This window comes from Ectobacillus funiculus, from assembly GCF_004138295.1.
Lineage (GTDB): Bacteria > Bacillota > Bacilli > Bacillales > Bacillaceae_G > Ectobacillus > Ectobacillus funiculus.
In genome coordinates, this window is record NZ_SCFM01000002.1 from 170310 (window position 1) to 185577 (window position 15268).

General features: G+C 38.8%; 11 protein-coding genes. 8 read left to right on the forward strand and 3 right to left on the reverse strand.

Annotation, left to right across the window (positions count from 1 at the left end; genetic code table 11):
• Positions 1-568: 568 nt before the first annotated feature.
• From EP737_RS00975 to EP737_RS01000, 6 genes are all read left to right on the forward strand, one after another.
• Positions 569-1840 (forward strand): cation:dicarboxylate symporter family transporter, encoded by a 1272-nt coding sequence (locus EP737_RS00975; RefSeq protein WP_129726060.1) that lies wholly within the window; start codon positions 569-571, stop codon positions 1838-1840.
• Between the two features lie 366 nt (positions 1841-2206).
• Positions 2207-3511 carry an ATP-binding protein gene (locus tag EP737_RS00980; protein ID WP_129726061.1) on the forward strand — a complete coding sequence of 435 codons (1305 nt, stop codon included), beginning with the start codon at positions 2207-2209 and terminating at the stop codon, positions 3509-3511.
• Positions 3512-3515: 4 nt separating this feature from the next.
• Positions 3516-4445 (forward strand): response regulator, encoded by a 930-nt coding sequence (locus tag EP737_RS00985; RefSeq protein ID WP_129726062.1) that lies wholly within the window; start codon positions 3516-3518, stop codon positions 4443-4445.
• Between the two features lie 363 nt (positions 4446-4808).
• Positions 4809-6143 (forward strand): NAD-dependent malic enzyme, encoded by a 1335-nt coding sequence (locus EP737_RS00990; RefSeq protein WP_129726063.1) that lies wholly within the window; start codon positions 4809-4811, stop codon positions 6141-6143.
• Positions 6144-6434: 291 nt separating this feature from the next.
• Entirely contained in the window at positions 6435-6686 is a 252-nt protein-coding gene (locus tag EP737_RS00995) for a DNA alkylation repair protein (protein ID WP_129726064.1), read from the forward strand.
• An 899-nt stretch (positions 6687-7585) separates the two neighbouring features.
• The gene (locus EP737_RS01000) at positions 7586-8545 is read left to right on the forward strand and encodes an aldolase catalytic domain-containing protein (protein WP_129726065.1); all 960 of its coding nucleotides are present in this window, start codon (positions 7586-7588) and stop codon (positions 8543-8545) included.
• Between the two features lie 230 nt (positions 8546-8775).
• Here the strand turns inward: EP737_RS01000 and EP737_RS01005 are convergent, their stop codons facing one another.
• Both EP737_RS01005 and EP737_RS01010 read right to left on the reverse strand, forming a co-directional pair.
• Positions 8776-8949 carry a YjcZ family sporulation protein gene (locus EP737_RS01005; RefSeq protein WP_246040138.1) on the reverse strand — a complete coding sequence of 58 codons (174 nt, stop codon included), beginning with the start codon at positions 8947-8949 and terminating at the stop codon, positions 8776-8778.
• A gap of 407 nt (positions 8950-9356) precedes the next feature.
• Positions 9357-9956, reverse strand: a complete 600-nt coding sequence (locus tag EP737_RS01010) for a hypothetical protein (RefSeq protein WP_129726066.1) — start codon at positions 9954-9956, stop codon at positions 9357-9359.
• A gap of 861 nt (positions 9957-10817) precedes the next feature.
• Here EP737_RS01010 and pfkB point away from each other — a divergent pair.
• Positions 10818-11732, forward strand: coding sequence for a 1-phosphofructokinase (gene pfkB, locus EP737_RS01015; protein WP_129726158.1), 915 nt, complete (start codon positions 10818-10820; stop codon positions 11730-11732).
• A 12-nt stretch (positions 11733-11744) separates the two neighbouring features.
• A complete protein-coding gene (locus EP737_RS01020; RefSeq protein ID WP_129726067.1) occupies positions 11745-13661 on the forward strand; it encodes a PTS fructose transporter subunit IIABC in 1917 nt (638 codons plus the stop codon).
• 431 nt (positions 13662-14092) lie between these two features.
• On the opposite strand, the gene EP737_RS01025 is transcribed toward EP737_RS01020, so the two are convergent.
• Complete coding sequence (locus EP737_RS01025; RefSeq protein WP_129726068.1) at positions 14093-15148, reverse strand: acyltransferase family protein; 1056 nt, start codon at positions 15146-15148, stop codon at positions 14093-14095.
• Between the last annotated feature and the right edge of the window lie 120 nt (positions 15149-15268).

A 15268-nucleotide genomic window follows, 5' to 3' on the forward strand; every position in this document is an offset into this window, starting at 1 on the left:
TGGTTTTTGACTAAGGAATGATTGGATGAAAAGGACAATTCTTATCTTCTATACAATATGCTAGGGAGGAACGGGAGAGGAACCTTTTGGGTTGACCGCAAAAGTTAGACAGGAATATCAGAATGCTTTCTAGGCATGAGTCCGGTTCAATAGCGGAAGCATGCTTTTTAATTTGTTTCATTTTATAAAGATATTAAAATGAAATTATTATGAAAATTTTAATTTTAGATTTTTGTAGTTTTTTGTGTGATTGTGTAGGTCGGCTTATAGAGTAAGAGTACAGCCTGTAACAAACCGGGTTTATCAAAAACAGAAGGGGGCATTTTTATGAAAGCGGTTACGGAGATGTGGATAGGAGAACGTTATTGGTGTTTATGGTGACGTGAAAACTCACGATAGAATCGACTAGAAGTCTACTATTATATCATAATTAAATGAAATTTTAATTTTAGACTTTTTGTAGTTTTTTGTGGGATTATGTAGGTTTACTTGTAGAGTGATAACATAACTTGTAACATATTCTAACAAACAGATAAAACAGGGGTAAAAAAATAGAGGGGGAGTTTTCATGAAAAGGTTTGGTTTAGCCACACAAATTTTTATTGCACTTGTACTTGGGATTGGTGTAGGTGTCGCTTTTCATGGTAATGAAGGAGCGGTTGCCGTTATAGCACCGATTGGCGATGTTTTTATTCATCTCATTAAGATGATCGTTATCCCAATTGTTATTTCTGCATTAATCGTGTCAATAGCTGGTGTTGGTGACATTAAAAAGTTAGGGAAATTAGGCGGTAAGAGTATCCTTTATTTTGAAGTGGTTACAACAGTTGCGATTGCAATCGGATTATTGGCGGCAAACCTATTCCAACCAGGCACGGGTTTGAATATGAACAAACTTCAGGAAAGTGATATTTCCAAGTATGAAGAAACAATGAAGGCAACGGAAAATCCAAATGTAGCGGATATTATTGTTCATCTTGTTCCGAAGAATATATTTGAATCTATTGCTCAAGGTGACTTGCTTCCAGTTATTTTCTTTTCTGTTTTTTTTGGCTTAGGGATTGCAGCGGTAGGGGAAAAAGGAAAGCCAGTGCTGGCATTTTTTGAAGGTGTATTAGAGGCAATGTTTTGGGTAACAAATGTCGTTATGAAATTTGCTCCATTTGGAGTATTTGCGCTCATTGGCGTGAACGTTGCTAAGTTTGGCGCAGCTTCGTTAATTCCTCTAGGGAAATTAGTATTGGCTGTTTATGTAACAATGATTATTTTTGTGGTTGTTGTTCTTGGGGTAATTGCGAAACTGTCTGGGACAAGCGTTTTTCTTCTGATGAAGGTATTAAAAGATGAGTTGATCCTAGCATTTACAACAGCCAGCTCTGAAGCTGTTTTACCAAGAATTATGGATAAGATGGAGAAGTTTGGGTGTCCAAAATCCATTACCTCTTTTGTGATTCCAGTAGGATATACATTTAACCTAGATGGTTCATCGATTTATCAAGCTCTCGCTTCTCTTTTTGTTGCACAAATGTATGGCATTGACCTATCCATTATGCAGCAAATTACACTATTATTGGTACTAATGCTTACTTCAAAAGGAATGGCCGGTGTTCCAGGTGCGTCGTTTGTAGTTATTCTTACAACGCTTGGCGCTATGGGGCTTCCTCTAGAAGGAGTTGCTTTCATTGCCGGTATTGACCGTATTTTGGATATGATTCGAACAGCGGTAAATGTGATCGGGAATTCATTGGCGGCAATTGTGATGTCAAAATGGGAAGGTGAATTTGACAAGGAGAAAGCAAAGCATTATATAGCTTCATTTAAAGAGTCAGATGTAGCATAAGTGTATTGAGTATAGATTGCTGGTGCGGTGCTTTTTGACAGGGAGTAATGTCAAGGAAGCCTTTTGAAAATGAGAAAAGCCGTATAGATATCTGGATAGATACGAATGCTATGAGTAGAAGTTGTTTTTCCGCTTTCAACATTGTATACTTTTTAAGCCTAGCTTAGTTTACTTATTTGTATGGCTGCTACGCGTCTGCAGCCAGGGTGTTGGTGTCTTTATCTTATAAATAGATGGACAAAGCGGTTCTTGGAGAGACAGAAAGCTGCTCATGCAAATTGAAAACGAATCTGATAGGGGGAAGTATATACCTTTGTCAGATTCGTTGTTTAGGTTTATATGCTACAAATGTGGGAAGTGAAATACTTGCGAATCAACCAATTTTTTAAAAATGATGTATATATTTTATTATTTGCTATAGTTGCCGTTCCGTTGGCAGGAGAGTTGAAGTTTTACCCTTTTCATGATGCGTTTCGTGTTAGTCTAGGTACACCTATTTTTTTCTTTTCTTTGCTCCTATTGCGGAACTTTTCATCGGTTATAACCGGCGTTTGTACAGCAGTATCTACTTTTTTCTTTCGGGTTGGGTTAGACTGGCTGACACAAGATCATTTCGATTTTGTAGTTTCTAGCCAAATGCGCTATCCTGCTGCCCTTTATTATGTAATGTATGCGCTTTTCTTTTATATATTAAAAACGAATCAGTTCCATCAGCGTCCTTGGATTATCGGGGTACTGGGAATTACCATTGAAATCATAGCCAGTTTAACTGAACTCTTGTTTCGGCATATGGCTGTGGGAGATTTTTTTACGCTGTCAAGGCTACTCCAAATTTTTGTAATCGCTATTTTTCGCAGCTTTTTCGTGCTTTCCTTTTTTAGTATGATGAAGTTATATGAAGGGCAATTAAGGGAGTGGCAAATTCGTCAAAAAAATCAGCAATTATTAATGCTTTTATCTAATTTATATGAAGAAGCTGTTCATTTAAAAAAAGTATTGCAAAACGCTGAAAGTATTATGAAAATATCGTACGATTTATATCGAGACTTGAATCAAGTAAGACATTATCCAGGACTTCCTTTAGAGGAATTCAGCAAAAGGGCCTTGCGGATTGCTGGAGAAGTACATGAAATAAAAAAGGATAACCAAAGGATTTTTGCAGGGCTTTCCAAGGTGATTGTAGATGAGAAATTTGTGGATTATATGAATATATATGAGCTTGTTCCGCTTATTATCCGAACAAATGAAACATATGCCAGTTCATTAGGTAAGAAAATTGAATTTCGATATCGGATAGAGGGCGGGCATCAAGATTACCATGTGTATCTTGTTTTATCGTTAATAAATAATGTAGTGGTTAATGCGGTAGAAGCCATTAAGGATAAAGGAACAATAACCATTTGTGTAACAAAGGAAGGTCAATTTGTAGGCTTTCAAGTGGAGGATGACGGTCCCGGTGTTCCTGAAAAACAAAGAAGTTTAATCTTCAAGCCTGGATTTACTTCCAAATACGATGAAACAGGTATAGCATCAACAGGTATTGGTCTTTCGTATGTAAAAGAACTTACAGAGGAGCTGGGGGGCGTGGTCACGCTGCAAGATAGTTTGAAGCATTCCGGAGCTTCCTTCATAATAAAAATCCCAGCGTATAGCCTAGTTGAAAGAAGGTGATTCTATGCATTTTTACCTAATAGATGATGATGAAGTACATCGTTCCATGTTGGCGCAAATAATCGAAGATGAGAATCTGGGTGATGTTGTAGGAGAAGCTGAAGATGGCTCAGTATTGGACGAAAATTTAATAGTTTTAAAGTATGTGGATATTCTCTTTATTGATTTGTTAATGCCGAATCGTGATGGAATTGAAACAATTCGCTCACTGCGCGGGAAATTTGCGGGTAAAATTATTATGATTTCACAAGTGGAATCAAAAGAATTGATTGGAGAAGCCTATTCACTTGGTGTAGAGTATTATATTACAAAGCCAATCAACCGAGTTGAAGTGCTAACGATTATCCGGAATGTCATTGAGCGAATCCACTTAGAAAAATCTATCTTTGATATTCAAAAAACATTAACAAACGTACTGAACCTTCAGCAGCCGAAGCAGGAAATAACACAAGCTTGGAAGCAAAGCAGTATTACAACAGCTGGGGAATTTCTTTTATCTGAATTAGGAATTGTTGGTGAAAGTGGAAGTAAGGATTTGCTGGATATTTTGCAATATCTAAATCAATATGAACAACATCATCCATTTGAACAGCAATTTCCACCTCTTAAAGAGATTTTCGTTCAAATCACCTTAAAAAAAATGGGGGCATCTGCATCGCAAGTTGATATTAATCGGGAGGTAAAGGCTTCTGAACAACGTGTACGAAGAGCCATTTATCAATCGTTAAATCATTTAGCGTCACTTGGTTTAGCAGATTTTTTGAATGCCAAGTTCGAAAACTATGCCTCTAAGTTCTTTGATTTTACAATTGTGCGCCAGAAGATGACAGAGTTACAGAAGAACTCCAAAGCCTCTTCTAGTACACGGGTCAATACGAAGAAATTTATTCAAATTCTCTATTTTGAATCGAAACGCCTCGTTTCCGAGGAATAACGGATACACCCATATTCATTAGAAAATAAAGCCGCTAAGAACGTATTCTTAGTGGCCTTTTTACATTGTAGGAAAGGATAAATTTCTAGCTAGGAGACCATTCGATGTAGTGAGAAATTTTAGGGATAAGGTATAAGGGCAGCTACGCCTCTGTCTTCGCCTGACAGTTCGCCAATCGGTGAGTTTTCTTTATTTTATCTGATAGAGGGCTCCACTAACGGAAGTATTATATTTTGGATCAAAATACTTTTGTTAGATTTTGTAGGGTTCTGTGGTTCTGCGTATTTCAATCCGTATATTACGAGTAGGCGACTATTTCTGAAAAAATACAATAACTGATATAAACTTGGAGGGAAGTAAATTATGACTAACAAACAACTTATTCGGACTTTGATGATCGAAACGCCTTCTATCCCTGGCAGTCTTGGGAAAGTAGCAACGATAATCGGTTTGGCCGGAGGAGATATAGGAGAAATTGAAACGATAAAGGTCGGTCCTAATTACACGATCCGTAATATTACTATTCAAGTTGATCACGAGGGGCAAATAGAGGAACTGGAGAACTCTCTTTTCCGATTAGGAGGAGGTATTCGGCTTCACACCATCTCAGATGAGGTCCTTCATGCACATGAAGGAGGAAAAATTCAAATGAAAAGCAAAGTAGCCCTTCAATCTCTGGCTGATTTAAGACGAGTGTATACTCCAGGTGTGGCAAATGTTTGCCGAATCATTGAACAAGAGCCGGATAAGGCAAAAATTTATACGAGTATCGGCAACTCCGTAGCCATTGTTACAGACGGGACTGCAATTCTTGGTCTTGGGGACATCGGTCCTGTTGCTGGAATGCCAGTTATGGAAGGGAAAGCTGTTCTTTTCGATCAATTAGCAGGTATTAATGGAATTCCTATTCTTCTAGACACGAAAGATCCAGAGGAAATTATACGTACGGTGAAGCATATTTCCCTTGGCTTTAGCGGTATTCTACTTGAAGATATTGGTTCTCCGCATTGTTTTGAAATTGAAGAGCGACTTAAGAAGGAGCTGCAGATTCCAGTCATGCATGATGATCAACATGGAACTGCGGTTGTTACCTTGGCTGCAGCAATTTCAGCATGTAAAAGTGCCGGGATTGACTTAAAAAAGGCGAAGGTAGGACAGATTGGCCTTGGCGCAGCAGGATTGGCAATCTCACGAATGCTTATGGCCTATGGAGTGACTAATGTATTTGGGATAGACAAGTGTCAGGATGCGAAGGCACGGTTAGAGAACTATGGTGGCCGTTCGTTCGATAGTATTGAAGCGTTAATGGGCAACTGTGATATTATTATTGCGACTACAGGTGTACCTGGACTTATTAAGCAGCAGTGGGTACGTCCGGGGCAAGTGATTCTAGCTTTATCTAATCCAAAACCAGAGATTGAGCCAGAATTAGCTTTACAAGCGGGGGCTGCTTATGCAGCGGATGGCCGCTCGGTAAACAATGTTCTTGGCTTTCCAGGCATCTTTCGCGGTGTGTTAAATGCACAAGCAAGAGACATTACCCATTCTATGCTAGTTGCTGCAGCTGAAGCCATTGCAGCATGTACAAAACCAGGAGACTTGGTTCCGCATCCATTAGATTTACATGTTCATAAAATGGTAACGGAGGCTGTGGAAAGAGTAGCTTCTCTGCATGAGGAGATAGTTGTAACTAAGTAAGAGGGTAGAGGATAAACACTGCTGCTTCCGCAGTCTTTGGAAGACAGAGTGGGCTGCAAAAGACTTTTTGTATGATAAGGCCTGATCTTTTCATTAAAAACAGCAAGGGGAACAATCTTCTTGCTGTTCTTTTGCTTCCGCAATCGATCAGCAATGAACGATAGAATGTTTTTCATACGTGAGAGACAGAAATGCTGGTTTTAGTTTCGAAAACAAAAACCAATAGTTTGTATAAATCATAAGAGGATGTACAAAATATATATAAGATTAGATAACAGGAGGTAGCTCTTAATGAACAAACCATACCTTTGCCCGAATTGTAAAACAAATCGCTCAAGATTTAATATCATTGAGCAATTAGCAAAGCCAGTAAAAATGGATCCTCAATCAGGAGAAATTACAAACGAATACACCAATGATTCGTTAGAACCTTTCCATTTAGCGTATAGAGGTCCACAATATAAAGTTCAATGCGGTTCTTGCGGCTTAATAGAAGACGAAATAGCTTTTATAAAGCGAGCTGAACACAATCCTGGCTTTTAAAATGCTTTATACTCGTGATCTTCAGTTTTTGATTGTAGAGCCGATCAGCCTATATGATAAATATCCTCTCATACTTTGTATACGAATGCCTCTTATGAATACCGAAATAGTCCTTTTCAAATCTGCTTGCTGCGCATAGAATACACATGTATCTCCGTAGATCTATGCGCTCCTGAGTTTCTTAGCTTACAAAATTCTTTAGATAGCAGATAATCCATATAAAACGGAATCAAGTAATGATAAGAATGGCTCAGACATGTATAACTGATAGCTAAGATGCATTAGTGTTGTTAGTTTCAATTACAATACATAAATATTGTATCGGAAACAACCAACCATCATTCTATGGAGTTTGGGCCATAAAAATGCTATATGAGTCGGATTATGAATTGCTTACTGTTGTATAGATCGTGGCTTTATTTTTTCAAGGGGATTTTGATAGTAGTTTGTAACTCCACGAAAAAAAATACTAAGTATAGATAAACGATTTCAATCATACATAGAGCATTCTTCTTGAAGGCATTCATTAAAAGTTTCATGTTGGTTTGCTCCTTTCTTCGTGTGTGATTTATAAGGCTATCATACTACTAATTTTCTGAGATGTATCATTGTTTGTCAGGATTTCTCACAAGTTTCTTCCAATTTCTTATTTTACAAAGAATGGATCCTACTGTTAGGGTATTTCTATATGACATGTATATGACAGTTTTATATGTAAACTGTTTTGAACTGGGTTGATATAATCTGTTTCCTTTGATAAACTAATCTTTTAGGAAATAGATTGAAACCTTCGGAGGCATCAGGAGCTAAGCATAGTTACGAAAATTTAGTACATAAAAATATGAAGGTTAAAAAATAATATGATTAAAAAGCAGGATAAACAGGGGGAAGTTATTATTATGGAGCATCGTAGTAAAATTTTAGACTGTACCATTCGTGATGGAGGCTTAGTGAACAATTGGGACTTTAGCGTCGAATTTGTACAGGACTTGTACAATGGCTTAAGTGAAGCTGGTGTTGAATATATGGAGATTGGCTACAAAAATTCTGCCAGGCTTCTTAAGGCAACTGAGCCGAATCCATGGAGATTTCTTGACGATAACTTCCTGAAAGAAATTATTCCTGAGAAAAAGTTCACGAAGCTATCTGCCCTAGTTGATATTGGGCGTGTAGATTCAAACGATATTCTCCCACGCGAGCAAAGTGTGTTAGATATGATTCGAGTGGCGTGTTATATTCGTGAAGTGGATAAAGGCTTAGAGCTTGTACAAATGTTTCATGATTTAGGGTATGAGACTTCACTTAATATTATGGCTTTATCTAGCGTGCCTGAGCATCAACTGATTGAAGCGTTTGAACTAGTGAAAAAGAGTCCTGTAGATGTTGTATATATCGTTGACTCTTTTGGAAGTTTAGATCCTGCAGATATTGAGCATCAAGTGAAAAAATTCCAAGCGATGATTCCCAATAAACAGCTTGGAGTCCATACGCATAACAACATGCAGTTAGCATTTGCCAATACAATAACTGCAATCCGAAATGGGGTTACTTTCCTAGATTCGTCTGTTTATGGCATGGGACGTGCGGCGGGTAACTGTAATACAGAACTTCTCGTTAGCTACATACAAAAACCTAGCTATGAGGTGAAACCAGTTCTTGGCGTAATTGAAAAGCATATGCTAGACATGCGTCAAAAGTGGGAGTGGGGCTATATCATCCCTTACATGATTTCAGGTGTACTAAATGAACATCCACGTGTTGCGATGGCTTACCGTAACAGCGAAGATCGCGACAAATTTGTAGATTTTTATGAAAAGGTAACATCACCCGAGGTTGCTGTAACTTCAGCATCAAAATAAGCTGAATTGCTGTAAGGAGCTCTTTAGGTAACGGGAGCAGGGACTTATGGGGAGTGGCAAAAGAAGCAGCTGTTTCCAAAAGATCGTTTGTATGAACGGCTTTTGGGACAGCTTTTTTGCGCCAAGATAAGAAAGTATAAGTTTTCGGGGGTGATGTCTAGCTCCCAAGGCCCAAAATGAAAGACTCCCGCATGAATCTGCAGGAGTCCTACTTATGCAGATTTATTTAGCTAGCAGGCGAATTCGCTGTGCTTACCGAAACCGCAAGTAGTGCCGATAATAATTAATAGGATGAACAACACTACGATAAGCGCAAAGAAGCTACTATAACCGTGGCAGCCATACCCGTCATATCCACCATATCCGCAGCCATCAACGAAATGACCGTACCCATAAACGGGCATGCTGTAACCATGATGAACATGGGGAATGTTTTCCATATAGGGAACGTTGCTGCCGTACGGAGCGTTATTTTCGTAAGTATGTGTATCTGGGTCTCTATACATAATAATACCGCCTCACTTTTGTTTTTGTAAGAAAGAGTACTCTGGACGAATACCATATATCATACGCCTACAAAGGAAATATGAGCGCGTCTATTCCTTCTTTGGGCAAAAAGTCTTTAGACAATTTTTTATGTCGAAAGCTGCGCTTGGAGTTTAGATGAGGTCGAATTGCAAGTAGTTTATTAGCTTAGAACAGGTTGTCATGTACAGCTAACGCCAAAAGACCCAATCCTGAATGCCATGGACTAGGTCTCTATCATATGTATTGAGAGTGTTTTTAGATATAGGCTGCTAGTTCCTGTTTACTAGATGGAAGTTGCTCGATAGATAGGATAAGTCTCTCCATCCGTATAAGTGATAGCGCCTGTCTGTTTCATGCCGAAGCGCTGTGCCACTCGCATGCCTTGCTCAGAAATGAAAATTCCTCCAATTTCCATAATGTGAATTCCTTTTTTCTTTAAACCTTGTAAATAGCAGGGAATGTCACTTAGGAGGTTTTTAGCTAATTGCGCGCGTAGAGGATCTTTGATGTCAACCATGACGGTTGTCCAATATAAAAATACACTTCGTGGTTTCTTGTAATCCAAAACATAATCAGCTATCTCTTTCTCATCCATTTCCCCGTGAAGAACTTTTTCATAAATTTCTTTTTCCAATGGTAAAAAAGCATAGTGTCCTTTTATAACTCCATGAACATCAAGTACTCGGATAGTGTCTTCGTTTTGAGTAAGAACTTCTTTTGCGAATTCCTCTGACACATGCCATTGTCTAGGATATAAGCGATGCTCCAATTGCAATACATCTTTCAAATCTGCTATAGTGCCTTTTCTAACTTGCATAATTCCTCCTGCCAACAAAGTGCTTAGTTTACGGTCAGATAGGCGAATCAGTGTAGCGTGAATCACCAACATCCGCCCCATCATTTTATCACTAAATAATATTTCTATGCTAACTAGCAACAAGTGATAAGTTTACCTAGGGATATTGACATTAGAACCTCAAGAGAGAATAAATCTTAGCAGCGAAGCCATTTATTCATTTCCAACCCGGGTCAGTCCCTTTAGAGAAAGCGTAGCTAAGTGGTGGAGGATTGCGATTTTTTTGTCTTCTAGATCTTACTGAAGCGATGATAAGCAGGGAAGTAGGAGCAATTACCTGCAAAGGCAAATGCAAATGCAGATACACTGTAACAACCCTTATGCTACCCCCTTCTTAATAGGTTCAGTATAATTACTTGCTATAAAAACTTGGTATATAAAAGAAACGAAAGATAGCTAATTAATGCTTTATAAAACATATCTATATGATTGATTTTGAAAGTTTTTGATTGTTTTTGAAAGAAAATATTGTTTTTTGTGGCCTTTCACGATAAAATTACCTCTAATCGGAATTGTTTTCATTGCGGCGAAAGTATAGGGTTTTGTTCCTGCAAACAGGCAATGTTGAAGAGGAGATGCTCGAAATACGTAGGTTTTATAAAGAAAAGTCAGAAAAGCGCATTGAGAGTGATCGGGCGTTTGTAGAGTGGATTACTAACGGAAGCTTATAGAGATTTTTTAATGCCACAACTAAAAATCGTCCAAAAACAGTCAAGAGATATTGTTCAATAGGTAACAAAATGAATAGCAAAAAGAAGTGCATATGTTTTGGTACCACAAGCACAACATCTAAAATCTTTTCTTTTACTATAGCAAGATTCTTAGGATTCAAGCATGGTGAGGATAAGTGGAAACTATATTAAAAATTAAAGTAAAGGTTGTGAAATGATGATTTATACTTGCACATTAAATCCGTCTATTGATTACATTGTACACGTAAATAATTTCCAGCTTGGCGATCTAAACCGAATCTCATTTGAAGACAAGTATCCAGGCGGGAAGGGTATTAATGTTTCTCGTGTGTTAAAGCGTGCGGGAGTTGAAAGTGAGGCACTTGGGTTCGTTGGCGGATTTACTGGTACATATGTAGAGGATTTTCTGAAAACAGAAGGGATTGCGACAAATTTCATCCGTGTAAATAACGATTCTCGTATCAATATTAAGCTGAAAACTGAATCAGAGACAGAACTTAACGGTCAAGGTCCTGAGATCACAGAAAAGCAACTCAATGAGCTTGTTTCACAAGTTGAAGGCTTGCAGGATGGGGATGTTCTTGTCTTGGCTGGAAGTATTCCAAGTTCATTACCAAGCGATTTGTATGCAACATTTTTGAAGCTAGTAAAAGAGAAAGGAGTCAAGGTAGTTGTTGATATGAGCGGAAAAGCTCTTCTTGATGTTGTAAAACAAGGACCGTTTTTCATTAAACCAAACCATCATGAATTAGGTGAGATGTTTGATGTGACAATCGAGACACCAGAAGAGGCAATTCCTTATGGTCAAAAACTTCTTGATCTTGGCGCTGAGTATGTAGCTATTTCAATGGCAGGCAAGGGTGCACTTCTTATTACGAAAGATGGCGTCTATCAAGCTTCTGTACCAAAAGGAACTGTAAAAAATTCAGTAGGCGCGGGTGATTCGCTTGTTGCTGGATTTCTTAGTGCGTATGTACAGGGACGTGATGTAGTGGAAGCATTTCGGGTAGGAGTTGCTTCTGGGAGTGCAACGGCATTCTCACTTGAGCTATGTACACAGGAGGAAGTAGAACGCCTTATACCGGAAGTGGAAATTAAAAAAGTAGGATAGGAGGACATTGACGTGAAGATTACTGAACTATTAAAGAAGGATACGATTATTCTAGATTTGCAAAGCTCGTCAAAAGCAGATGTAATTGATGAGCTTGTGACAAAGTTAAATGAAGCAGGGCGCTTAGAAAGCCGCGAAGGTTTTAAAGAAGCAATTTTAAAGCGTGAATCACAAAGTACAACAGGAATTGGTGAAGGGATTGCAATTCCACATGCGAAAACAAGTGCTGTTAAAACGCCGGCTATTGCATTTGGTCGCTCTATCAGCGGAATTGACTATGAATCTCTTGATGGCCAACCAGCTCATTTATTTTTTATGATTGCGGCAAGTGAAGGTGCGAATAATGCCCATCTTGAAACACTTTCGCGTTTATCAATGCTCTTAATGGATACAGATTTCCGTAAGATGCTTCTTGCAGCCGAGAACATCGATGATATCGTCAAGATCATCGATGAAAAAGAAAGCGAGGGCGAGGAAGCAGAGGAGGAAGTAATTGACGAGGGCAACAGTGAATTTGTCCTTGCTGTTACAGCTTGTCCGACTGGAATTGCCCATACGTATATGGCAGCGGATAGCTTAAAAGCAAAAGCGAAAGAAATGAATGTAAATTTGAAAGTTGAAACCAATGGTTCAAGCGGTGTGAAAAACAAGCTGACAGCCGATGATATTGAGAGAGCAACAGCTATTATTGTTGCAGCCGATAAGCAAGTAGAAATGGCGCGTTTTAAAGGAAAGCATGTAATTCAAGTGCCAGTTGCGCAAGGTATTCGCCGTCCGCAGGAGCTAATTGAACAAGCCTTGCGGCAGGATGCACCTATTTACCAAGGTGAGTCGAATGCGCAAACGGACCAATCAGCAGAGGGTGGTACAAAGGAAAGACGTGGCTTTTATAAGCATTTAATGAGCGGTGTCTCTAATATGCTACCATTTGTGGTAGGGGGCGGAATTTTAATCGCCATCTCCTTTCTCTTTGGCATCCATGCATCCGATCCGAACGATCCTTCTTATAACCCGATTGCGGCAGCATTCATGAAAATTGGCAGCACGAATGCATTTGCATTAATGATTCCGGTATTAGCAGGATTTATCGCGATGAGTATTGCGGATCGCCCTGGTTTTGTTGCCGGTATGGTTGGCGGTCTTATGGCTTCAACAGGAGGCGCAGGATTCCTAGGAGGATTGATTGCCGGTTTCCTTGGCGGTTATATTGTGCTTGGCCTGAAGAGAATTTTCCATGGTCTTCCGCAATCATTAGATGGCATTAAACCTGTGCTCTTATATCCGTTATTTGGTGTACTGCTTACAGGCCTTATTATGATGTATATCGTGATTGAACCGATGAAATTTATTAATGACGCATTAACAACTTGGCTGGCTAGCTTAGGAACAGGAAATATGCTGCTTCTTGGGATCGTTCTTGGCGGTATGATGTCAATTGATATGGGTGGTCCGATTAATAAAGCGGCTCTTACATTCGGTATTGCTATGATTGATGCGGGGAACTACGCTCCTCATGCAGCTATTATGGCCGGTGGTATGGTGCCGCCGCTTGGAATGGCCCTTGCTACTACATTCTTCCGAAGCAAATTTACAAAGGATGAACGTGAATCTGGTAAAACATGCTATATTATGGGGGCATCGTTTATTACAGAAGGTGCGATTCCGTTTGCGGCAGCTGATCCAGCTCGTGTGATTCCAGCATGTGTAATTGGTTCCGCAACAGCGGGAGCATTGTCAATGGCCTTTAAAATCGCATTACCTGCGCCTCATGGAGGTCTGTTCTTACTTCCGGTTGTTATCGGGAACCCATTGCTTTATTTGGTAGCAATCTTATCTGGTGCTATCGTTACAGCCCTTATCGTTGGATTGCTAAAACCGAAAAAACAAGTTGAAAACAATCAACAGTATCCGCAAGCAAAGTCTGCTTAAGGAAATATGTTGAGTCATTGTTAAAGTATTTGGTTTAAACGGTTAATTGAACACACTGTTGAAGGACGTTTGCTAGTGATAGTGAACGTCCTTTTTTACACTTTAAGAAAGTATAAATTTCTAGCTGGAAGACAATTCGACGTAGCGAGAAATTTTAGGAATACAGTATAAGTGCAACCCCGCCTCTGTCTTCCCCCAAGAGCGGGGCTCGCCAGTCGGCGAGTTTTCTTTATCAGAAAAAGGTGTAGATTAGTATCCAAAACTATGTTGATTCAAAAAAGCATATGCCATAGCAACTAAATGCTAATGGTATTGTAAAAATGATGTAAACTAACAAGCATGTTATTTATGCATAAGTAATGTATATATTAAAACACCGTTCCAAAGATTGGAACGGTGTTTTAATATGCTTTGGATAATAAAAATACATTTTATTCTATATGCAGTTTTTTTGAAGGTCTATATGGAATATGTAACGGATTTGATAAAAACGTCCCAATCTCGTATTTCTTTTCCATAATAAACGTAGAAATTAGGAGGGGAATGCTCACTCCGGCAACGGTATAGATTATATTCCCATAGTCCATAAATTGAAGAAGGATTTTGTTAACCCCGATGTGCATATACATAATAGTTAAACCTCTATGGTTAATAAAGGAAAGGACTGACAGAACTTTTGCAGAGGTAATCAGTTGGAATATTCCACAATATGAAATTATCATAATAAAAGGAATCAACAAATCAAGGGCGTAATAGTCATAGTTTAGATACTTCATACTTAAATGATAGTCTAATAAACCAAGTTCTTGCAGCGCAATACACCCAACTGTTAGCAGAATACAAATGCCGGTAAGCAAAGCAGGAATTCGCTTTAGGTACGTTTTCGTATAGTACCCTATACTGTAATAACAGAGGGCTAATAGTGACACATCTAGATTCCAAGGCACATACATGTGGAGGGAAGGCTCTGAGCCACTCAATGTATTCACATGCCATCCCTCAATATGAGAAATGACATAGAGAAAGAAAATACATAATAAATGGGTTTTTGTTTTTTTGAAGACGAGGAACATGAGTTGAAATAAAACTTGTGTGAAAAAGAGACAAGTAATAAACCAAAACACACCATAGTACCCTGTAATAAATCTTCCGCCAAACAGTAACCCCCCTATGTCCTTCATATACCACTGCCAAGAAAGGTTGCCATGCAGGATTTCCCCTAGGTAGCGAGCCGCTGTGAATAGTCCTAAATAGATTGCATACGGGACAAGGAGACTGTACGCCCGTTTTTTTACATAAGATCCTAGTTGTGACCATTGCTCTATGGGTTTTGACACATAGCCGCTAAATAGAAAGAAAGCAGGCATATGAAACCAATAAATATACGTTATTAAATCATTATGATTATAAGCATGACCTGCAACCACTAGAATCATCCCAAATCCTTTTGCCGCATCAAGCCACACTTCGCGCTTTGCGCTTATCATGTTTTCACCCCTTGTTACCATGTTGGTATTTATTTTATAAGGAAATCAACAGGATACCCCAGTGTTATAAGCTTTTAAACATTTAGTAAGGAGAAAGACACATTTTTAAATATGTGTTAA

Excerpts from the sequence above, each read along its gene's own strand:
- EP737_RS00975 (WP_129726060.1), top strand. The coding sequence starts at position 569 with ATGAAAAGGTTTGGTTTAGCCACACAAATTTTTATTGCACTTGTACTT.
- EP737_RS00985 (WP_129726062.1), top strand. The coding sequence starts at position 3,516 with ATGCATTTTTACCTAATAGATGATGATGAAGTACATCGTTCCATGTTG.
- EP737_RS00990 (WP_129726063.1), top strand. The coding sequence starts at position 4,809 with ATGACTAACAAACAACTTATTCGGACTTTGATGATCGAAACGCCTTCT.
- EP737_RS00995 (WP_129726064.1), top strand. The coding sequence starts at position 6,435 with ATGAACAAACCATACCTTTGCCCGAATTGTAAAACAAATCGCTCAAGA.
- EP737_RS01000 (WP_129726065.1), top strand. The coding sequence starts at position 7,586 with ATGGAGCATCGTAGTAAAATTTTAGACTGTACCATTCGTGATGGAGGC.
- EP737_RS01005 (WP_246040138.1), bottom strand. The coding sequence starts at position 8,949 with ATGCCCGTTTATGGGTACGGTCATTTCGTTGATGGCTGCGGATATGGT.
- pfkB (WP_129726158.1), top strand. The coding sequence starts at position 10,818 with ATGATTTATACTTGCACATTAAATCCGTCTATTGATTACATTGTACAC.
- EP737_RS01025 (WP_129726068.1), bottom strand. The coding sequence starts at position 15,148 with ATGATAAGCGCAAAGCGCGAAGTGTGGCTTGATGCGGCAAAAGGATTT.